The following is a 19,642-nucleotide window of genomic DNA, read 5'->3' as shown; positions in this document are numbered from 1 at the left end:
TTTGCGGTGCAAACTGGCTGAAGGAAGATGATAGTCGAAAGGGGCGTAACGATGAACGAAAAACTGATCGAAGAAATTATTTACTCGGTAGACGTGCCACCAGCAATCCATCAGGAAATCCTTGACGCAGACTGGAAAGAAGGCTGCGGGCTTGCTTTGCTTTTGAAGAAAGAAAAGAAAAGGGAAGTACTTGTAAATGAAAAGGAAGTGCCTATTTGCTTGCCGTCAGAAGAGCTGGGCTTCATCAGATGGATTGATCGCAATACGATCCTGGTTGCAGCATATGGCGATGAAAATGGAGAGGAAAACTTGTTTGTGATGAATTTGAATGGAGAAATTATCCATTCCTTTCATGGCGGAATGGCAACCGAAAGCATAGCGGTTGGAAAAGAAGGCATCTGGGTCAGCTATTTCGATGAAGGAACAATGGGGACTGGCATTTCGACCGAAGGGCTCGTGCTATTTGATGTGACAGGAAAAGTACTATTCAGGTATCACTCCGATTTATTGGATAGCCCGGAAATATTTGATTGCTATGCGATAAGCAAAGGAAAAGGGTCCACGCTCTGGCTTTTCCCGTACACCGATTTTCCGCTAGTGCTGGTGAATCCGAAAGAACGGACTTCTCGTTCCTATTCCGTTCCGGAGAAGCTGCGCGGTTCACATGGCCTTTGCATTAGAGGAAAGTTTGCCTATTTTTTTGATCCCTATAATTCAAATCGAGAATTATACCAATTGGAAATCGGGGAACAGGAACCGCAATTAATAGGCACGCTGCAGGAAAGAGCAAGAGGGCTCGATCCTTCAGAATCCTGCCACTTCATCGCCTTTACAGAACAGCAAGTGCTGCTTTATCAAGTTTTAAATGAGGACGAATACAATTTTCTATAGATAACATTGGAGTGCCTACTAGAAATCCAGAAACTTTTTGTACCCTTCTCCCAACAAATTGAATCCCGAATCTCCCGGATTCGCCAACGGAATAAACGACAAGGACTTGCCTTCCTTTAAAGAGAAAACCGCTTTTATAAGCCATTCTTCTTTGATAGCTTCACCGTCCTGATAAACGCGCATCTTATGCTTTGATTTGTATTCCAAACCGTTCAATAGATTTCCCCTTTTGGCATAAAGATGCAGGGCAGCTTTATCTTCTGCAGTTAACGCTTCGCCTGATTCAATAACCGCATACCGATTGCTGAATTCTTCATTGTCTCCAAAAGACTGTTCGACTATGTAAAGGCGATGTTTGTTGTAAAAGCCGTAGTTCTTCGGTGTATGCAAAAAGGTGCCTTCTACCGGTCCGAATTTTTGAAGATCATAGGCAGCTACGGTTTTTTCAACTTATCTTTTGCTCGGAACAGGTTCATGGGACATCGAAAAAGAGTAGATGGGAAACAAAGAGAACAGCAAAAAGCATACAGCGAGCATTACAAAAAATATCCTTTTTCCCATAAATGAATTTCTCCTATTTTCTGTAAGGTGATTGCTTCTTTATCATATCAATAAAACTGCGCTTATCAATCTATTTTCAGCAGGTCAAGCGAAAATAGGAGGAGAGGAAGATTGAAGATGAAAAAGGCAGGGGTCATATTCATGGCTTGTTTGTTGCTGTCCGGCTGCCAAAACGAGCATGATTCTTTTCCGGAAGAGGATACCGTTACAATAGCGAACTCAGGTGACAAGGAGAACTTTGGTCGCTTGGACCGTTTTTTGCAAAATTTCCAGCAACGGGAACCGGACCATATAAAAGTGATATTCTATACAACGGAAGGCGATCCAATCTACCAGGACCTTGAATTTGACGGCCAGGCGATCCAGTCCGTCTACGATTCAAGGGAAGATCAGTATGGCTCCGGGGAAGTCATCGAAACCATATGTGCAGAGTTTAAAGCTGTAGAAACAGGTGATAAACCGGATTATATTTTGACCGGATGCGAGAACAAGGACTATGAGGCAGAGTTTATCCGGGTGCAATAACGGGCTATAAGCAGGAAATTCATCGCGTCGGGATGAATAGTTAGGAGAATGACAAAATTAACTCATCTATTGGATTTGGTGTATGGTATATTGGGGTTTGTGCTATCTTTGACACTAGGTGACCAACAACATTTGAAAGCGGGTAGTCTGATGAAATTTTGGAAATACATCGAACTTGATGACGGCATCGGCCAAGGTCTGACTGAAGAGGGCGTTCCTTTTTGGGAAGTGGAGATTCAAGGCTGGAACGATAATGAAACCTTTACCGATTTGACGAGTTTAGTGAAAATAACAGCGATCGATTCTCCTTACGATTCAGAAATCGAATTGAATGTTGAGTATAACCGACCGGAATTAGAGCACGACTTAATGATCGGCAAACTTGTCGATGAAGCAAAAATTGAATTGCAATCAGCCGTTTCGGCGTTCCGCCAGTCGGAAAGAAATCTCTGATTCCCAAGACCACAGCTCCATTTTTATTAACTGAAAAATATACGTATCAGCGCATTCAAAAAGGCAGCCCCAGGGCTGCCTTTTTGAATGCGCTTGTTTTATTGTTATTGCGGGCGCTTGCCCGAAATAGGGATCAACAAATGGTCAGACTGGCTCTTTTTAGCCGCTTTGCGGTCCTGCCAGAAGTTGAGTAAACCGATGACGGTATCGCTCCACTGATCGGCCTGGACCACGCTTTGTCTGTCGTTATCCACTCGTGACGCGATATTGACTGTCTGCGTCCGGACGGCTGAATTCAAATCGAGTACTGAATTTTTTGTGCCTTTAGCAGCGTCCACGAACACCGTAACTTTTTCGGATTTCACTTGCATGTCTTCTTTCAATTCATTCGCCGTATGCGACAGGCTCGAGGTTTCCAGTTTGAGCTTGTCCATGCGCCCTTTTAAATTGTCAGCTGAACCTTTGATTTCTTTCATCGGTTCTTTCATTCCTTTTATAAATAAGAAAACTCCGATTCCTGCAATGATTAGCCCCACCACAACTATTGCGAGTGCTATGTACCACCAAATAGCAGAGTCCATGCGATTTCCTCCTCCGTGTAATTGACGTCTCGGATATCCTATACCCGTTCTGCCGGCTTCAATAACCTGCAGGAATGCACAATTTCCTAAGAGATGGCCATAAAAAGAGTAAGATATCTGCTTTTGAAGCAATCAAAGCGGCAACCGCTGAATTTAGGCAACTATAGGAAAGGAAGCAGCCAAAGAAAAGCCTTGCAGCGTTACTTGTAAATTTTATAGTCGTCCTGCTCTGATTTTTTGGCTTCGTATAAAGCCATGTCCGCATATTTGATCAGTTGTTTTTCGTTTAGCGTGTGGTCTGGGTAAAGGGAAATGCCGATTCCTGCTCCTATTTTGATTTCAAAGCCATTGAAGACCAGCGGCGTTTCAAAGGACTTTAAAATCCGTTGTGCCATGTTTTCGGCTTCTCTCTTGGAGCTGAGTTCAGGCAATACCACTCCCATTTCATCTCCGCCTAAGCGCGCCGCAGTATCAATCGGGCGGACACAAGCTTGGAGCCGGTTTGCCATTTCCTTGATGACAGCATCTCCTGCATCGTGGCCAAAGCGGTCATTGATTTGTTTGAATTTGCGCCCGTCGAGCATGAGGATGGCCACTTTTTTGCCGGACCGTTTGGCTTGGTCAATGGCTTTTTGCAGCTTGTCATCAAACGTTCTGCGGTTGGGGATGCCGGATAAATGATCGTAAAAAGCCATTTTCGCGATCTTGTCCTGAAGCCTCTTCCGCTCCGTGATATCGCGGGCAATAGTGAATAAGCGTTTCACTTGCCCGTTTTCAATAACGGGAGTAGGGGAAACTTCCATCCAGATATAATGGCCGTCCCGGTGCAAATAACGGATTTCAATAGTGGCCGGCTTTCCGCCGTCAACCAGCGATGTCACGCTTTCCATTAAATCGAACGCATCTTCCGGGTGGACATTCATCGTAAAGGGGCTGCCGATATAAACATGGTCCGGGTAGCCCAGTATTTTTTCGTTGGCGGGCGAGACGTATTCAATCAGTCCGGAAAGGTTGATCAAGGTGATGATATCGAATGTGCTTTCGGTTATGATCTTGTATTTCTCTTGGCTTTTTTGCAGTTCCTTTTCGGCTTTTTTAAGTTCCGTCACATTTTTATAAATGATGGTGGCTCCAATGATTTCTTTTTCCGCATTTCGCACCGGGGTATAAGAAGAGATGATGTTGAGCGGTTGCCCGGATTTCGTCATGCGGATGGTGTCATGAGAGTTTACCGTTTCGCCATTCAGAATTCTTTCGACAATCTCGAATTGGTCTTTGACCATGTGCGGAGGAATAATGGTTCCTCTACCGGAAATCATTTCTTCTTCCGTAAAACCAAAGATTTCTTCAAACGCCGGATTCACTTTCAGGATGTCGCCTTTTGTATCAATATAAAAAATAGGATCCGTGGAATTTTTCCAGAACACTTCAAGCTCTTCTTTCGTTTCTGTCAAGGCTTTTTGGGCACGGTTCATCTCCGTCACATCGGTGACGATGCCGTGTAATCCAACCAATTGCTCATCGACTATGATTGGGATGTTCATCGCTTGAAGGTCGATCAGGTGGCCGTTTTTATGGCGGAAAGCCATTTCGAAACGTTCCGGTTGCTTATTATGAATCGTTTTGTAGAAATGGTGCTTTATTTTTTTCATTTCAGACTGCAGCAGGATCGGCTTAAAGGACTGCACCAGCATTTCTTCCATTAAATAGCCGGTAATTTGTTCTGCACCGGCATTCCCGCTTTTTAAAATGCCGTTTCGATCAAATGTGAAAATGCCGTGCGGATGGTTGTCAAACAAGGACTTGTACCGTTGTTCACTTTCCCTTAGAAGACGCTCCATTTCTTTTTGTTCGGTAATATCCTTTGCAATGGCATAGACGCCGATTACGTTTCCATCAATCATAATGGGAATGGTGTTGACGTAAAATTGCAGCAGCTGTTCTGTTTTTGTGTAAACAGCTGTTTCAAATTCAACGGAACTGCCTTCCAGCGCTTTGTCAAAATGAAATAATGTATTTTCCAGGCAAGATTCGTGCACCAAACCGACAATGGATTTGCCGAGCAGTTCTTCTTCGCTGAAACCGATAGCCTCGGTCACCATCTGATTGCTGCGGATGAAAATTTTATTGTGGTCAAATTCAAATACCGCATTTGCATTGTTTTCGATAAGCGAATTCAATCTTTTCCGTTCAATTTCAATTTCTTTTCGCGTTTTTTGCAGCGCCCGTTCTTTTAGTTCCCGTTCTGTGGCATCTCTGATGACAGCGAGTATGTAACGGCATTCCCCATTTTCGGCAACAATCGGATTGAGCACGGTCTCGCCGATAAACTCACCGTGTTCCGTCTCAATGCCTTCCATAAATTCTATCGATTTCTTTGAGGATTGGGCTTTCTGATGGAAGTGAATGACAGTTCTGCTGTGTTCCGGCGACAGCACATCTTCAATGCGTTTGCCAATAAGATCCTGTGTTGGCATAAGTGCCAAAGCAGATGGATTTACATAGGCATAACGGAAGGAATCAGCGTCTTTCTCCATTAAAAAAACAGGGTCTTTGATCAAGTCAAAAAGAGCGGTAGAAGCCAGAATACCCTGGCCTTTTTCTTCTGAAAAGTACTTCATAACTAAAGATCTCCCTCCGGTAATTAAAGCGTGGCGGTTCAAATGAAATAAACATATTAATAGGCTGTTGATTGACAGACCTCGGATGCTCGGAAAACTTTTTCAGTTAATTGTAAAAGGCATATATTCCCATGTCTCTTTAGTTTATCCGATTGGCCTTGAGGAAGATAGTAAGATATGAAATATATTTTGAGAATTTGATTAAGTTTAAAATCATACTGGAAGATTTGAAATACATGGCTGCAGAGAAATTAGCAGGAAGGAAGATGAAGTCTTTTGGAGAATGGGAAAGGCAGGCCAAGCGGGAGAAAAAAACCGCTTAGCCTGCCTTTTTAACTGTTTTTTAGAAACTTTGATCAACCCTTTTTATTTTGGCGACAATTCGTTTTCAACAACCCATTTGTGATTGGTAACCGGGTCCCCGCCTGTTGTGGGCGTGAAGTCGATCATATAGACTGTTGCTTCTTCAACTGAATCGATGGTGGCAGTTGCCCCGTTCATTCCTTCCATATGATCCGCTGCAAGTGTCGCTTTATCACCGGCTTGTAAGGGTTCATCTCCTGGCTGTTCAAGTTCTTCGTGAATCACCCATTTATGGTTTTTCACCGGTTCGCCTCCAGTTTCCGGGGTATAGGAAACCGAATAAGCGATGGTGTCAAAGGCACCGACAATTTCCGCTTCTGCACCTTCCATTCCTTCCATATGCCCGGTTTCAATTATTGCCTTGCTGCCCACCTCAAAAGCCGGATTTTCGGCTTTCTTCAAATTTGCCGGCACTTCTCCGGAACCCGAATGGTCCATATTCATATGGCCGGATTCCTGATTCATGTGTTCTTCCGGTGCGTTGTCCATCGGCATTTCACTAGTTTCGCTGTTTGTGCTGCAGGCGCTTAATGCGATAACTGCCAAAAGCGGCAGCATTCCGGTCTTCCATTTGTTTTTCGGCATGGTGATTCCTTCTTTCTGTGAAGTTATAAAAGAACTTTACCCGGGAACTATGCAATTTGTGTGCAGTAACCATGACATTTCCATGTTGCTTTTTAGCGGAAAAATTTTGACGGCTTGGTGAATTGGAGATAAATGAGCTCTACTTGGGAAGAAACTGCACAAAAACTCAAGAATTTTAATGTAAACTGGTAACGGGAAAATGCTCAAAATGAATTTGGAGGAATACAGTCATGACAAAAAAGATAAAGGTTTTCACACTGGGAGTGGCGGCGCTTTTGCTGGCCGCATGCAGCGGGGAAGCCGAGGACTCTTATGAAGTGCCGTTTGAAGGGGGCATGAGCCACGTACACGGACTGGGCTATGCTGGGGATGAAAATGCTTTGTATTTCGCTTCGCATCATGGGCTGAAAATCTACCGGGATGGCAAGTGGTTTGAAACGCCGGATAATTTACATGATTATATGGGATTCAATGCAACCGATGAAGGCTTTTATACATCCGGACATCCGGGCGCAGACTCTGACTTGCCGAACCCACTGGGGATTCAGCGCAGTGAAGACGGCGGGAAAACCATTGAAGAAATCGATTTTCAAGGAGAAACGGATTTCCATGCGATGGCCGCAGGATACAACAGCCATGACCTCTTTTTAATTAATCCCGCAAAGAATTCCAAGTTGGAAGCCGGCGTTTACAAAAGCGGCGATCAAGGGGAAACGTGGCAGCCTGTGAAGGCCGCTGGGCTTATCGGGGACGTAGCGTCTTTAGCTCTTCATCCGACCGATTCGAATTACGTGGCAGCGGCCACTTCAGCGGGAGTTTTTCTTTCAAAAGACGCCGGGGCTACATTCCGGGCTTTGACGCCAGATGGTGAAAGAGGCACAGCAGTGCATTTCACAAAAGAGGGCCTGATTTACGGAAGCTTTGGGACAGCTGCGGTTTTAATGAAGTATACTATGGAAAATGAAGCGTTGGAACAAATGGATATACCGGAACTGCCGGATGACGCCATTGCCTATATTGCGCAAAAACCGGCTGATGGGCAAGAACTGGCTTTTTATACATTGCGCGGGCACGCTTATTTGTCAGAAGACGGCGCGCAAAACTGGAAGCAGTTGCTGGACACTGGAAAAACCAAATAGAAACTTGAAATTATGTGATTTGAAGCGGATGGCTTTTTGTGAAATGCCGAATCCGTTTGTTGAGTCTGAAAGAAGGGTGCTATGTTTAACAAACTTGCATTGAAAATCGGGGCGCTGTTTTTCATTTTTATCCTCATTGTGGAATCGTTGTTGTTTTTGATTCTGTATGTGACGTTTGTCGATGAACGCGTGGATGAGGTCATGGCGAACCTTTTGGCCAGGGGCAATACCCACAGCGAAGTTCTGGAAGACAGTTTTACGGCTGCAACATTGAGCCATGTCGCCATGATGGAATCGGCTTCTGATTTTATTGTCATCATCACGGATGCCGATGGCAATGAATTGACCCACTCCGATTCGATTGAACCTGAAATGGAAGACGTACTGCAGCATACGGATTTTGGCCAGGTGCCGGAACAAGGGGAAATCCTTGTCGATGAGTGGGACAAGAAACGCTTTATCGCGACCGATAGCCCCATCACCATTGCCGGTGAACATCAGGGACATGTGTTCATGTTTGCCGAAACGGCGTTGATCAAGCAAATCGTCAATCACCTCCGCAATCAGTTTGTGCTGGTGGGCATCGTTGCTGCAGGCCTCACGGTTGTTACCATCTTTGTACTGTCACGCCTGATTACGCTGCCACTGATCCGGATGAAGGAAGCAACGGAACAATTGAGCAAAGGAAATAATCAAGTTCAATTGAATTTGGAGCGAAACGATGAACTGGGTGAATTGGCCAACGCCATCACGAGGCTGTCTACCGATTTGGACCGTCTGAAGCGGGAGCGCAATGAATTCCTGTCCAGCATTTCCCATGAGCTGCGAACACCGCTGACTTATATAAAGGGCTATGCAGATATTGCCGGCAGAGCGGATATTTCTGAAGATGAAAAAAGGGAGTACATTTCCATTATCCGGGAGGAAACCGCCCATTTGACGGAATTAATCCGGCAATTGTTCGAACTCGCACAACTGGATCACAATCAGTTCCCGATTCAAAAAAAGGCTGTCTCCGTCAACGCGTTGTTTGAATCAGTCGCCGCCTTGGTCCGGCCGGCATTCGAGGACAAGAATATCACCTTGGAGGTTCATTGCCAGCCGGACATGACGGCGTTCATTGACCGTGAACGCTTTCAGCAAGTGCTGCTGAACATTCTCGACAATGCCCGGAAATATTCGGACAAAGGCAGCCGTGTAATGCTTTTAGGAAAGTTAGAGAAAGATACCGTACTGATAACCGTCAGCGATGAAGGGAATGGCATTCCGGAAGAAGAGCTTCCCTTGGTTTTTGACCGGCTGTATCGGGTCGATAAATCCCGGTCGCGCCAGCATGGCGGCAGCGGATTAGGCCTCGCCATTGCAAAGGAAATCGTCGAATCGCACGGCGGCCGGATAGCCATTCAAAGCGACTACGGGAAAGGGACGACCGTCCGGATTGAATTGGGAAGGAGGGAGCCAGTTGCAGAAGGTCTTGTTGGTGGACGATGAACAGCGGATGCTGGATTTAGTATCTCTTTATTTAAAGCCTCATCAGTATGTTTGCACGAAAGCATTGGGGCCCTTTGAAGCCCTGAACTTTTTGGAAAAAGAAATTTATGATTTGGTGCTGCTGGATGTCATGATGCCGGAAATGGACGGCTGGGCGCTGTGCCGGGAAATCCGCAAGTTTTCGGATGTGCCGATCATAATGCTGACAGCACGGGAACAGAAAGAGGACATCATTAAGGGATTGAAACTGGGCGCGGATGATTACGTGACCAAGCCCTTTAACGAAGAGGAATTGCTGGCCAGGATGGAGGCTTTGCTGCGCAGAAGAGTGTCTAAAAACAGCATCGAAGTCGATGGCCTGCTATGGGACGAAGAACGGTTTGAACTGAGTTATAATGGTCATTCCATCAAGCTGACGCCGAAAGAGTTCCTGATGCTCGGGCAGCTATTGAAAAGCCCCAATAAAGTCTTCAGCAGGGAGCAATTGATCCAGTTGGTCTGGGGATTTGATTCGGAGACGGAAGGACGAACCATTGATTCGCATGTCCGCAATGTCCGGGAAAAAATCCGACAGGCCGGCTTTCCGATTGACAAGCACTTTCTCACGGTCTGGGGAATCGGCTATAAATGGATCAACGAAGCAATGGATTAGAGTGCCAATAGAAAAGGCCCGTTGGAAGAACCTCTTCCAGCGGGCCTTTTGGAATTACGCAATGTTGCGGCAAGCTTCTGCACATTTGCGGCAAGCCTCCGCACAATGTTTGCAATGGTCGTGATGGTCTGCGTGCTTCGCGCATTCGTCGCCGCATGCATCGCAAATTGCAGCGCATACTCTGGCCAGTTCCGGCACAAACGGCGAATTTCTCGAAATTGCCTGTTCCAAAAAGGCGCAGATGTCTGCACATTCCCGGTCTAACCGGATGCACTGAACCATCATCTTCACGTCTTCCTCTTGCAGGCAAGCGTCAAAACAGTGGTTGCACGCTGCAGCGCAATCGTGCAAAATTTGGATGAGTTCCTGATGCTGATCATGAGCCATATTAAAACCTCCATTTTTTTTAGTTTTCTTTAATACCTCTTCCCGTTCGCCCTTCCATTAAACGAAAAACGCCAAACTCCATCAAAACTGCATATTTTGGGTGGCTCTAGAAATCGGTACAATACTTTCGTGATTCCTATCGCTGCTGGTGTCCTTGCGCCATGGGGGTTAGTGATCAGTCCGGCGATAGGCGCTGTTGTCATAAGTCTGAGTATAGTGATCGTCGCAATCAATACGAAGCTTTTGAAGGCTTAATAAAATAATATAAAATATTTTTACAAATTAAGTAATTTATGAAAAGACAGCGTAAAATATAAAAGGAAGGAAGAAGCTCAGGTTGAACCGAGCCGCTATATCCTTCTTTTTTTATTTTGTCGATTAGATAACTAGATATACTTCATGATTAGAAATAAAAATCCTTGTCTAATAAAAAAGTTAAAACTATTTCTGCAGGCTTTACGAATATATGTAGGAAGCGATGAAAGAGATGTGATGAAGCAAGTGGATTTGGAAAAACGGTGGATTCGGCGTGTTCAGCGGTCGGGGCACGAGGACAGCGCGAATCAATTAGTAAAAGCCTACTATAAAGAGATATTCGCTTTTGTCTACAAACAAGTTGTCGATGAACAGGGGGCACTCGATTTAACGCAGGAAGTATTTATTCGCATGCTGCAGGCCATCAGCAGCTATGATTCGCGAAAAGCCTCTTTTCGGACATGGCTGTATCGCATTGCAACCAATCATTGCATCGATTATTTCCGGTCGAAAAGCTACCGGACGACTGCGCGGACAGATTACATAGAAGAACAAGAGATAGAAAGTCCGGAAGATATTTTACAGGAAATTACCCAAAAAGAACGAATGCAGGAGCTGCAAGCGAGTCTGGCGCTTTGTGATCATACAGCCCAACACATTTTCCGTTATAAATTGTTTCTGGATCAGACCTTTGGGGCAATTGCGGAGGCTCTGCATTTGCCGGAATCGACAGTAAAGACGAAGTATTACAAAACGGTCCGTTTTATACGAAAGGAAATGGAGGAGATGCGATATGACCAAGGATAACTGGAATATCCCGTATCCAGATGATCAGGAAATCGAACGGCAGGCGGCTTTGATTGTCCAAAAAGCTCTTCCGGCAAAACCAAGTTTTTTCAAGGCTATGAAAGGCATTAAAAATCAGATGGGCTGGCAGTATTTGTTTCCCAATCGCAGCGAAACTGTCTTCGCAAGTCTCCTGTTGGCGGTCACGATCTTTTGCATATGGCTGATTACCTCAGACAGCAAATCGATTTCACCTTCCCTTTACGGCTATGTGTTTCTTGCATCGCCCATTTCGCTACTGCTTATAACAGCCTATGCTTTTTATGAAAAGTGGGAGAAGCAGACTTTTGAACTTGAAATGACGATGAAGGTTACGATTTTCCAAGTGATAGCTGTGCGGATCTTGATCTTCAGCGGTATTGCTTTACTTATCAATATGACAGCGGCGCTTGTTATGGCCTTGAACTTCGATGTCGATTTTTTGCGGATATGGATCATTTCTTTGACGGGCCTCTTTGGTTTTTCGTCGGGGCTGCTGTGGTTTGTTGCACAGGGCAATGTCTGGCGCCGAACAATCATCTTTTCACTGAGTTGGCTGTTCATCAATAGCGCATGGCTGCTCACGATGAATGAGTCTTATTTGCGGGTCGTGTTTCAACTGCCGCTCGTGGTGTATATCGGCATACTGCTTATGTTAATCGGTTTCTTTTTCTATACATTTACAAAAGCATTTACTCGGAAGCAGGAGGGATTATGGACATGCTGACAGTCAGCGAACTAGGCAAGGATTACGGCAAATTTACAGCTTTACAGAACATGAACCTTCAATTTGACAACGGCATTTATGGCTTGCTGGCGCCGAACGGAGCGGGGAAAACGACGCTCATCAAAATGCTCGTCACTCTAATCAAACCGACAAGCGGCGAAATCCTCTATGACGGCAAACCCATTGAAGCACTGGGAGAAGACTACCGTGAACTGATTGGCTATTTGCCTCAGCACTTCGGCTATTATAAGCATTATACGCCGCAGAAATATTTAAGTTACTTGGCTGCGTTAAAAGGAATGGACAAGAAAACGGTGGACCGCCGCATTGATGAAGTATTGGAAATGGTCGCTCTGAGTGATGTGAAACATAAAAAGATGCGAAAATTCTCAGGCGGCATGATTCAACGTGTCGGGATTGCCCAGGCGCTTCTTGGGGATCCCAAGATATTGATCTTGGATGAACCGACTGCGGGGCTCGATCCGAAAGAACGTGCCCGTTTCCGCCATCTGCTGTCGGATCTGGCACGCGAGCGCATCATCCTGATTTCAACGCACATCGTGTCGGATATCGAATCCATTGCCAATGAAATCGTCATGATCCGCGACCAGACTCTGTTGTATAAAGGCGACACAGCCACTATTTGCGAAAGCCTGCGGGGGAAAATCTTCGAAGTGGCTATGCCTTATGGACATTTCGGTGAATTCCGGAAGCGATTCCTGACACTTGAAGAAAAGCAGGAGCACGGGCAGATGTTGGTGCGCTTTTATGCGCCGGAGCAGCAAGAGGCAGGATGGCAGCCGGCCGAACCGGAATTGGAAGATGTGTTTTTAGTGGAATATGCCAATGAAAGCAGCATCAGGTAAAGCCATGTGGATTACGTGGCATGAAATGAAAAAAGCCATCACTTCGCCGGTCATTGTGGTCTTGCTCGTCTTGTTTATTGTCTTTAACGGCTTTCAGATTTTCAGCCAGTCTTTTTTGAGGGATGAATTAAAAATCGTCAATGACATTACATCCTCCTACGGCAATGCCATAACGGAAGCCGGTTTACTGGAAATGCAGGGAGACATCGATGGCGATGCAGAACAACTTGGCGCACAACAAGATGCTGAAATGTATTTAGAAGAAATGACTTACGAAAAATATGAGCAGGTAAATCCCGCTGGCCAAAAAGCAATCGACCGCCTCAGTTTGAATTATACGTATTATGCATTGGGAATGGATTTGGAGGCACGCTACAAAGCCATCGATATGGAAGAGCTGAGAAAAGACCTGTTTGATGCGGTACCTATGGAAGGGAGATTGGCTGAATTCATGGGCGGACAATTTACAAAATGGGAAAACCGCTACAAGGAAATTGTGGAAACCGAAGAATACAAAGAATGGTTTTTTGCGGGACATTACCGCATGCACAGTGAATTGTTCCGCTCGCTCGTAAAGAATATCGCTGTCCAAAGCATTTTGCTTGTCGTCTTGATTACAGCGCTCATTGCGAACTACGAAGTGGAGCAGCGGACACAATTTACCATCTACGCGACAAAAAAAGGGCGCACTTTAATCTGGCATAAGCTTAAAGCTTGCTTAAATGTCAGTTTGCTGGCGTTCGTGCTGCTTGCCGGATGTTCTCTGGGGCTGTTTTTCATCGTTTATGACTATTCGAGTGTCTGGAGCACGGCAGTAAGCAGCGGACTGAACTGGGAATATAAGCTTCCTTACATCACATGGTGGCCGCTAATGGTCTGGCAATACTTGATTCTAGTTTTGTTGGTAGAGCTATTTGCTGTCCTGCTTGTCGCGATTCTAGCTTTCACTGTGAGCTTATATATTAGGAACAGTTATTTTACTTGGGTTATTTGCCTTTCGATGCTTATCGCATTGTTTTTGCTGCCCTCCTTCCTAAATGCTTTTCCCATGCTGCAATTTATCGCCAGCCTGAACTTAAGCTTACTGCTGATGAATCCCCATATGTATTTTACAGGGGGCACCACGTTTACGATGATCCAGTACTTTGAACTCTGGACAATTCTTCTTTGGTTGATTATTTCACTAATAAGCAGTGGCTGGTCAATACGAAGATTTTATAAAAGGGATGTGGCATAGAATGCAATTGTTCCGGTTGGAAATGAAGAAAATATTTTCTTGGAAGCTGTTGATTCTTATCGGCATTGTGAATGCCTTACTATTCCAATTGCGCCTGGAATTTGATTTGGAGTATTTTCCGAACGGCCGGCCTGCAACCGATCTCTTTTTGATTGAGCAGGAAATTATTCCGAAGTACGGTGCCACATTGGATGAAAGCGAATTCCAGGACTTGAAGGCGACTTACGGAGAACGTGTAAAAGAAGCCGATGCTTATTTTGCAAAAGAGAAGCAAGCACAAGAGCTCGGCATTACAGATTATCAGACCTTCCGAAATCATTCGAATACAAATCCAAACATGTCGGGATACCATTTGGATTTGTTGTATGACAATGTCCAAAATCTATTATGGGAACTGCAGGCATGGGAATCCTTGATTGAAAATCATGAAAATGAAAAATTGTCTTTAGAAGCGAATATCGAGACGACTGCTGGGGCACGCCAGCAGCATTTTGAACAACAGCAAACAGGGGAACAGCCCGGTTTTTATTCCAGCGTCGTGCTCGACAATTTTTATACGTACAAAACGAATATGGCAATCATTATTTTGATCAGCATCGCCCTATTGATGTCGCCGGTTTTTCTGCGGGATTACCGGGCGGGCTTGGTTCCTATCCAGTATACGTCGAAGCTTGGGAGAAAGGTCTACCGGGCGAAATGGCAGGCAGGCTTATGCAGTGCGGCTTTGCTGGCAGCGGTGCTCCTGACCATTTACATGGGCTTGTATTGGACAAACGGCACCGCAACCCACTTCAATTTGCCGCTTGCGTCTTTTGGCTGGTATGACTATTGGTATGACATGACGTTCCTGCAATACATCTTCTTATCGGTAGCCGCCATCTTTTTTGTGGCAATGCTTCTTGGTGTAGTGTCCATGGCGGTTTCGACCGTTGTTCCGAATGCCATCGTTTTGATTGGAATCCAAATCGTTGTTTTGTTCATCACGATTGCGGGCGTTGTGATGTACTTGATCCGGGATATCCTGAACATCTGGCTGCCGCAAGCATTAGTTCCAACCGGTTATAGTATGTTGGTTCTCGTCACCATCGTTTCCGCATGGCTGATCTGGAAGCGTGAAATGCGCAAAGATATTGCTTAGAACGTCAGAAAAATAAACCGCTGAATTTAAAAATCATGACAATAAAACCTTCGCTGCTTTTAGCGGAGGTTTTCGTTTTTAAATAAGAAAAAGATTTGAAAACCTTTAAAAAAACTTTTTCATAAAGCAGCTTGTTAAATGAAACTATTCCCGAAAATCTTACGTCTACGAAGTATAAAGGAAGGGGGAGGATGGGACTGTGGCCAGGAACTTAAACGAATCTAAAGTAAGTGATGAGCAGATGGAAAAGATTATGGACAGCTGCGGCGAAGAACTGATTCGCCTGGCTTATTTTTACGTTCAAGACTGGCAGGCTGCCGAGGACATTGTGCAACAAGCCTTTCTTGCTTATTATCAAAAGGCCCATCAGTTTGAAAACCGCTCCTCGCTGAAAACCTACCTTTCCAAAATAACGATCAATAAATGCCATGACCATCTAAGAAGTTGGAAAAATAAGCGGGCCTTGTTTACGGATACCATCGAAAACCTGATGTCAGGCGGAAAGTCTCCAGAAGAAAATGTGGAAGTCCGATCGGGCCAAGCCAATTTAACAAGAAAAGTATTGGGGCTGCCAATTAAATACCGGGAAGCCATCCTTCTTTACTATTACCAGGAATTCACGACGAAAGAAATCAGCCATTTGCTAAACAGCCAGGAGAACACAATTAAAACGAGAATGAGAAGAGCGAAAAAGCTGTTGAAAGACCAAGTCGATGCAAGCGAATGGGAGGGGTTCCAGGATGAACAAGCTTAAACGAGAGATGGATGCGTTTATCGGCAGCGATCCCCGGTTCAAGGAGTCCTTGAAACAAAAAATAAGAATGGAAATCAAAAATGGGAACAGAGAAGAACCTTATGCTAAAAGAAGAAGTCCCATTAAATACGTCGTCATTTTTGCGCTTCTCCTGTCAGCCATCAGCTTATTTCTGGTCCTGAATTTGAATGAAGGTGAGCAAGAACCGCAAAATACAAATTTCGGCCAGCCGGAAACTGCTGTCCTGACTGACCCCGACACGGAGGCAGAAATTGCTGTTTTTACGGAATACGAGGCGCCGATGGAAATCTTGAATTTTAAGTACGATGCGATGGACCGGGGAAATCATGATTACACTGTTTATCCTTTATTGATTGACCCCAAAGCTTATGATGACAAATCCGTTTCCAGAGGAGATGTGATTGTCTATGAAATAGAAGCATTTGATGGGAAAAAGAAGACTGTCTCCCGCATAATCGGGCTTCCGGGGGAAACAATCGAAATCAAAGAAGGGCAATTCTATGTCAATGGCCAGCAGCTGGATACTTTTTACGGCAAGGCACATCGAATGGGCATCGGGACTCTTAAAGAATACGATGCCGCCCTGAAAGAACAAGGATCTGAACAGAATGTCGGATCGATGAAAGAAGTCTTTTCACAGACAACACCCGCATTCCGACTAGCAGAGGATGAAGTGTTTGTGGCGGGCGATGATTGGTTCAGAGGCAACCAGGAAACGCTTCTGCTTTCTGAAATTGAAGGAGAAGTAATGGGGTATGTAAAATGAGATAGTGGATTCGAACCGCTAATAAAAAAGGAGGGACTTGGCTGCAAGTTCCTCCTTTTTTAGTATGCCGACACTTCTTAATATTAGCCAACTTTCGCTTATGAATCGTATTTTCGGCGTTACTGGTCGTATTTCGGTGACATCTGGTCGTAAATTTGCGACTACTGGTTGTATTTCAGAAACTACTGGTCGTATTTCCAAAAATCGCGGCGATTGACAACGCTGAGCATGAAGAAAACTCATATTTCCGCTTCAACTTCCTTCAATTTCATTAACTGCATCCCGCTCCAGGCGTAGACAAGAGAAGCAATGTAAAAAATCGTGGCAATCGTCAGGAAGTCGACGAGGTATCCGGTGGCAATCACTGCAATCGCTGCCGCAATGGACGTCCATACATGATAGCGTCCGATTTGGGTGCCGGCCAATTCTTTGGTTACAAAGCGTGCCAGAACGGTTTTTTCAGAGTTTTTTTGGACTGCTCCAAGTACGCCCATCAGCACCTGCAGGATGTAGACATGATAAACTTCAGTGGCCAAAGGGAAACAAAGGAGAAGGACTGCCATCCCCCAGGAATAGACGCCTAGCAAAGTTTTGTCGCCGACGCGGTCTGCGTATTTCCCGATCAGCGGATAGCATAGCGCCGCTGTCAGCGCAAACAGCCCATAGGACCAGCCGAATTGTGCGTAGCTGTTCCCGACATTTTTGATCAGCAGAATATAAAACGGGAAAATCATGCTGGACGCCATGCCGATGGTGCCTTGATAATAGATGAAACGTTTATAATTCATGGCCGGTACTCCTCATAAAACAGATTTTTGAAGCGGTGGTCCGGATCGTAGCGGTCTTTCAGCTGGAAGAATTCATTTGTTCTCGGATACGCTTTCTGCATTTGCGCTTTGGTCGGATAGCCGAAATAAGGCAAGTAATAACTGCCGCGGTGGGCGAGTGTCACATCAATCATTTCCTGCACGATTTCCCGAGTATCTGCCACACTTTCGGGGTCGGTTCCTTGGTTGATGAGCAGCACCAAAGAAAACATATCTTCTTTGGCATACGATAATACCGCATTGTCGTTTTGGCCGACATAGCGGACGGTGACATTCAATAGATTGAAATCGGGATGGGCTTCCAAAACGGCTTTCAATTCCGGAATGTACGATTCAAATTCATCGACGGGAACGAAATATTCCTGTAGCACTTCCGTTTTCCGGCTATTGTCGTATTCCATGAATTCCGAGTCTGACCGCATGACGTTGTTTCTTGAAACGAGCTTCCCGTCTATCCCTTCCGTGTACGTTTTCTGGGTCTTCCAAAATGTTTCTTTTCCGGCATCATTGATGCGTGACAGTCCTAGGAAAAACTTCGGCACCGCCACGAGGTTTTCCGTTTTCAACTGCTTGTGTTCAGGAAGCTTGCTTTGGTCCGGAGCCGTCTCATACGTGATGGCATACATTTCTTCCAGCAGCGATTCCGGTGCAATGGAAAGGCGCGCCAAATGCATTTTGGCTTCCGGTTTCGCTTTCACCTGTTCTTTAAAATAAGCCGGGTAATCCCGGAAATCCATGCTTTGAGTCTCCGTAACATACAATTCGTCTTCAGTAAGCTGAAACGTAGCATCCAATATGATGCCAAACAAGCCATAGCCGCCGATCACCGCATAAAACAGCTCCTTGTTTTCCGTGGGGCTCAAGTTCCGGATTTCTCCGTCAGCAGTCAGAACGCGCATCGACAATACCGTATCCGACAAGCCGCCGTGGCGGATGTCCAGGCCATGGGCATTGACGCTGAGTGAGCCGCCGATGGTAAAAATGTTTTGCGACTGGCTGACTTTCAGCGACAAGCCGTACGGGTTGACTGCTTCCTGGATATCCGCCCATGTGGCCCCGCTTTGTACGGTGACTGTCTTGGCGTCTTCATCGACTTCGAGTATCTGGTTGTACGGCTTCATATCGACCATGATGCCATCCGGATACACGGTCTGCCCGCCTTGGCTGTGCTGCATGCCGGCAATGGAAAGAATATCTCCGCTCCGGTTGGCATTCTGTACAAGCTGCTGCAGTTCCTTTTCGTCTGTCCCTGGTTTTACCGTTCTGATTTTGACGGGCAAAAGCCGCTGGTGCGCTTCTGCAGTGGAATCATGGAGATGAGCGGAATAGAAGTAAGCCGATAAGCACAAGATAAAGCAGTATAATAAAACCAACCCAATTTTTTTCATCGCTTTCACCACCCTTTATTGATTAAGTTGTGTTCAAATGTTATATTTGGTGTAATATTACACTATAAGTGAAAATAAAACTAGAGGTGTTTGGATGAATCAACAAGAATTAATTGAAGTCGTGTCACAAAAGATGCGATTGATCCGGCTGGAAAACGAATTTTCACAAGAAGAAATGTCGAAAATTCTGGGCCTATCCAAAAAGACATTGATTCAAATTGAAAAAGGCAGAGCCGAAGCCAGCTGGAACGTAGCGGTTACGTGTGTGGCGTTATTTGAGCAAAGTGAAATTCTGCAGAACGGTTTAGGGGATGACCCGCTGGAAGTGGTCCGGCTGGTAACGTTCAACAATATCGACCAGGCTTCCGTAAAGACGATGGGCGGGAAGGTTTGGTGGAAAGAACTTGAAAAGCGTGGAGCGTACAAGCTGCAGCAGAATGTGGTGAGCCAGCATTTCCGGATCATTGATGAGGCCAATTACCGCCGGTTCAGTTCGTTTGACGAGGAAGAAGCGAAGCTGCACTTGAATACGCTGGAGCGAAAAGCAAAGGATGCAAGCAAGAAGAAACCTTCAAATTGAAAAAAGATG

General features: G+C 45.3%; 21 protein-coding genes. 14 read left to right on the top strand and 7 right to left on the bottom strand.

The window, feature by feature from the left end; all coding sequences use genetic code 11:
* The first annotated feature begins 51 nt into the window (after window positions 1–51).
* Window positions 52–891: a TetR family transcriptional regulator gene (locus BLQ32_RS14315; protein ID WP_074510855.1), complete on the top strand. Its 840-nt coding sequence runs from the start codon at window positions 52–54 to the stop codon at window positions 889–891.
* An 18-nt stretch (window positions 892–909) separates the two neighbouring features.
* On the opposite strand, the gene BLQ32_RS14310 is transcribed toward BLQ32_RS14315, so the two are convergent.
* Window positions 910–1,281, bottom strand: coding sequence for a hypothetical protein (locus BLQ32_RS14310; RefSeq protein ID WP_074510854.1), 372 nt, complete (start codon window positions 1,279–1,281; stop codon window positions 910–912).
* Window positions 1,282–1,569: 288 nt separating this feature from the next.
* On the opposite strand from BLQ32_RS14310, the gene BLQ32_RS14305 reads away from it, so the two are divergent.
* Window positions 1,570–1,977 carry a DUF4362 domain-containing protein gene (locus BLQ32_RS14305; RefSeq protein ID WP_244890372.1) on the top strand — a complete coding sequence of 136 codons (408 nt, stop codon included), beginning with the start codon at window positions 1,570–1,572 and terminating at the stop codon, window positions 1,975–1,977.
* 48 nt (window positions 1,978–2,025) lie between these two features.
* Window positions 2,026–2,430 carry a hypothetical protein gene (locus tag BLQ32_RS14300; protein WP_139150557.1) on the top strand — a complete coding sequence of 135 codons (405 nt, stop codon included), beginning with the start codon at window positions 2,026–2,028 and terminating at the stop codon, window positions 2,428–2,430.
* 104 nt (window positions 2,431–2,534) lie between these two features.
* Here the strand turns inward: BLQ32_RS14300 and BLQ32_RS14295 are convergent, their stop codons facing one another.
* From BLQ32_RS14295 to BLQ32_RS14285, 3 genes are all read right to left on the bottom strand, one after another.
* Window positions 2,535–3,011 (bottom strand): DUF948 domain-containing protein, encoded by a 477-nt coding sequence (locus BLQ32_RS14295; RefSeq protein ID WP_074510852.1) that lies wholly within the window; start codon window positions 3,009–3,011, stop codon window positions 2,535–2,537.
* Window positions 3,012–3,211: 200 nt separating this feature from the next.
* Window positions 3,212–5,632 (bottom strand): PAS domain S-box protein, encoded by a 2,421-nt coding sequence (locus tag BLQ32_RS14290; RefSeq protein WP_074510851.1) that lies wholly within the window; start codon window positions 5,630–5,632, stop codon window positions 3,212–3,214.
* A gap of 366 nt (window positions 5,633–5,998) precedes the next feature.
* The gene (locus BLQ32_RS14285) at window positions 5,999–6,580 is read right to left on the bottom strand and encodes a YdhK family protein (RefSeq protein ID WP_074510850.1); all 582 of its coding nucleotides are present in this window, start codon (window positions 6,578–6,580) and stop codon (window positions 5,999–6,001) included.
* A gap of 230 nt (window positions 6,581–6,810) precedes the next feature.
* Here BLQ32_RS14285 and BLQ32_RS14280 point away from each other — a divergent pair, with 230 nt between their 5' ends.
* From BLQ32_RS14280 to BLQ32_RS14270, 3 genes are all read left to right on the top strand, one after another.
* A complete protein-coding gene (locus tag BLQ32_RS14280; protein WP_074510849.1) occupies window positions 6,811–7,719 on the top strand; it encodes a F510_1955 family glycosylhydrolase in 909 nt (302 codons plus the stop codon).
* 81 nt (window positions 7,720–7,800) lie between these two features.
* Window positions 7,801–9,210, top strand: coding sequence for a sensor histidine kinase (locus BLQ32_RS14275; protein WP_074510848.1), 1,410 nt, complete (start codon window positions 7,801–7,803; stop codon window positions 9,208–9,210).
* Window positions 9,182–9,862 carry a response regulator transcription factor gene (locus tag BLQ32_RS14270; RefSeq protein ID WP_175557125.1) on the top strand — a complete coding sequence of 227 codons (681 nt, stop codon included), beginning with the start codon at window positions 9,182–9,184 and terminating at the stop codon, window positions 9,860–9,862. Before BLQ32_RS14275 ends, BLQ32_RS14270 begins: the two co-directional genes overlap by 29 nt.
* Window positions 9,863–9,916: 54 nt before the next feature.
* Here the strand turns inward: BLQ32_RS14270 and BLQ32_RS14265 are convergent, their stop codons facing one another.
* The gene (locus BLQ32_RS14265) at window positions 9,917–10,249 is read right to left on the bottom strand and encodes a four-helix bundle copper-binding protein (RefSeq protein WP_074510847.1); all 333 of its coding nucleotides are present in this window, start codon (window positions 10,247–10,249) and stop codon (window positions 9,917–9,919) included.
* Between the two features lie 492 nt (window positions 10,250–10,741).
* Here BLQ32_RS14265 and BLQ32_RS14255 point away from each other — a divergent pair, with 492 nt between their 5' ends.
* The 7 genes from BLQ32_RS14255 to lepB all read left to right on the top strand — a co-directional run bounded on the left by BLQ32_RS14255 (window position 10,742) and on the right by lepB (window position 16,838).
* On the top strand, window positions 10,742–11,311 hold the full coding sequence (locus BLQ32_RS14255; protein WP_244890371.1) for an RNA polymerase sigma factor: 570 nt from the start codon (window positions 10,742–10,744) through the stop codon (window positions 11,309–11,311).
* The gene (locus BLQ32_RS14250; protein ID WP_074510846.1) at window positions 11,298–12,056 is read left to right on the top strand and encodes a hypothetical protein; all 759 of its coding nucleotides are present in this window, start codon (window positions 11,298–11,300) and stop codon (window positions 12,054–12,056) included. Before BLQ32_RS14255 ends, BLQ32_RS14250 begins: the two co-directional genes overlap by 14 nt.
* Window positions 12,044–12,922, top strand: coding sequence for an ABC transporter ATP-binding protein (locus BLQ32_RS14245; RefSeq protein WP_244890368.1), 879 nt, complete (start codon window positions 12,044–12,046; stop codon window positions 12,920–12,922). The genes BLQ32_RS14250 and BLQ32_RS14245 overlap by 13 nt, the downstream gene beginning before the upstream one ends.
* Window positions 12,903–14,159, top strand: coding sequence for a hypothetical protein (locus BLQ32_RS14240; protein WP_074510844.1), 1,257 nt, complete (start codon window positions 12,903–12,905; stop codon window positions 14,157–14,159). Before BLQ32_RS14245 ends, BLQ32_RS14240 begins: the two co-directional genes overlap by 20 nt.
* Before the next feature lies 1 nt (window position 14,160).
* Window positions 14,161–15,297, top strand: a complete 1,137-nt coding sequence (locus BLQ32_RS14235; protein ID WP_074510843.1) for a hypothetical protein — start codon at window positions 14,161–14,163, stop codon at window positions 15,295–15,297.
* A 199-nt stretch (window positions 15,298–15,496) separates the two neighbouring features.
* Window positions 15,497–16,051: a sigma-70 family RNA polymerase sigma factor gene (locus tag BLQ32_RS14230; RefSeq protein WP_083335348.1), complete on the top strand. Its 555-nt coding sequence runs from the start codon at window positions 15,497–15,499 to the stop codon at window positions 16,049–16,051.
* Window positions 16,038–16,838, top strand: a complete 801-nt coding sequence (gene lepB / locus BLQ32_RS20050; RefSeq protein ID WP_074510842.1) for a signal peptidase I — start codon at window positions 16,038–16,040, stop codon at window positions 16,836–16,838. Before BLQ32_RS14230 ends, lepB begins: the two co-directional genes overlap by 14 nt.
* Before the next feature lie 239 nt (window positions 16,839–17,077).
* On the opposite strand, the gene BLQ32_RS14220 is transcribed toward lepB, so the two are convergent.
* Window positions 17,078–17,626, bottom strand: a complete 549-nt coding sequence (locus tag BLQ32_RS14220; RefSeq protein ID WP_074510841.1) for an MFS transporter — start codon at window positions 17,624–17,626, stop codon at window positions 17,078–17,080.
* Window positions 17,623–19,062, bottom strand: a complete 1,440-nt coding sequence (locus BLQ32_RS14215) for an FAD-binding oxidoreductase (RefSeq protein ID WP_425312173.1) — start codon at window positions 19,060–19,062, stop codon at window positions 17,623–17,625. Before BLQ32_RS14215 ends, BLQ32_RS14220 begins: the two co-directional genes overlap by 4 nt.
* An 85-nt stretch (window positions 19,063–19,147) precedes the next feature.
* Between BLQ32_RS14215 and BLQ32_RS14210 the strand changes: the two genes are divergently transcribed.
* On the top strand, window positions 19,148–19,633 hold the full coding sequence (locus BLQ32_RS14210; protein ID WP_036803403.1) for a helix-turn-helix transcriptional regulator: 486 nt from the start codon (window positions 19,148–19,150) through the stop codon (window positions 19,631–19,633).
* Window positions 19,634–19,642: the final 9 nt, after the last annotated feature.

Origin of the sequence: Planococcus glaciei (assembly GCF_900099655.1) — a bacterium.
GTDB lineage: Bacteria > Bacillota > Bacilli > Bacillales_A > Planococcaceae > Planococcus > Planococcus glaciei.
The sequence above is the reverse complement of the archived record's forward strand: the minus strand, read 5'-3'. Positions and strand labels throughout refer to the sequence as shown.

Bases quoted from the DNA above. Each gene is read 5' to 3' on its own strand.
- BLQ32_RS14315 (WP_074510855.1), top strand. From the start codon at position 52: ATGAACGAAAAACTGATCGAAGAAATTATTTACTCGGTAGACGTGCCA.
- BLQ32_RS14305 (WP_244890372.1), top strand. From the start codon at position 1,570: ATGAAAAAGGCAGGGGTCATATTCATGGCTTGTTTGTTGCTGTCCGGC.
- BLQ32_RS14300 (WP_139150557.1), top strand. From the start codon at position 2,026: ATGACAAAATTAACTCATCTATTGGATTTGGTGTATGGTATATTGGGG.
- BLQ32_RS14295 (WP_074510852.1), bottom strand. From the start codon at position 3,011: ATGGACTCTGCTATTTGGTGGTACATAGCACTCGCAATAGTTGTGGTG.
- BLQ32_RS14290 (WP_074510851.1), bottom strand. From the start codon at position 5,632: ATGAAGTACTTTTCAGAAGAAAAAGGCCAGGGTATTCTGGCTTCTACC.
- BLQ32_RS14285 (WP_074510850.1), bottom strand. From the start codon at position 6,580: ATGCCGAAAAACAAATGGAAGACCGGAATGCTGCCGCTTTTGGCAGTT.
- BLQ32_RS14280 (WP_074510849.1), top strand. From the start codon at position 6,811: ATGACAAAAAAGATAAAGGTTTTCACACTGGGAGTGGCGGCGCTTTTG.
- BLQ32_RS14275 (WP_074510848.1), top strand. From the start codon at position 7,801: ATGTTTAACAAACTTGCATTGAAAATCGGGGCGCTGTTTTTCATTTTT.
- BLQ32_RS14265 (WP_074510847.1), bottom strand. From the start codon at position 10,249: ATGGCTCATGATCAGCATCAGGAACTCATCCAAATTTTGCACGATTGC.
- BLQ32_RS14255 (WP_244890371.1), top strand. From the start codon at position 10,742: ATGAAGCAAGTGGATTTGGAAAAACGGTGGATTCGGCGTGTTCAGCGG.
- BLQ32_RS14250 (WP_074510846.1), top strand. From the start codon at position 11,298: ATGACCAAGGATAACTGGAATATCCCGTATCCAGATGATCAGGAAATC.
- BLQ32_RS14245 (WP_244890368.1), top strand. From the start codon at position 12,044: ATGGACATGCTGACAGTCAGCGAACTAGGCAAGGATTACGGCAAATTT.
- BLQ32_RS14240 (WP_074510844.1), top strand. From the start codon at position 12,903: ATGAAAGCAGCATCAGGTAAAGCCATGTGGATTACGTGGCATGAAATG.
- BLQ32_RS14235 (WP_074510843.1), top strand. From the start codon at position 14,161: ATGCAATTGTTCCGGTTGGAAATGAAGAAAATATTTTCTTGGAAGCTG.
- lepB (WP_074510842.1), top strand. From the start codon at position 16,038: ATGAACAAGCTTAAACGAGAGATGGATGCGTTTATCGGCAGCGATCCC.
- BLQ32_RS14220 (WP_074510841.1), bottom strand. From the start codon at position 17,626: ATGAATTATAAACGTTTCATCTATTATCAAGGCACCATCGGCATGGCG.
- BLQ32_RS14210 (WP_036803403.1), top strand. From the start codon at position 19,148: ATGAATCAACAAGAATTAATTGAAGTCGTGTCACAAAAGATGCGATTG.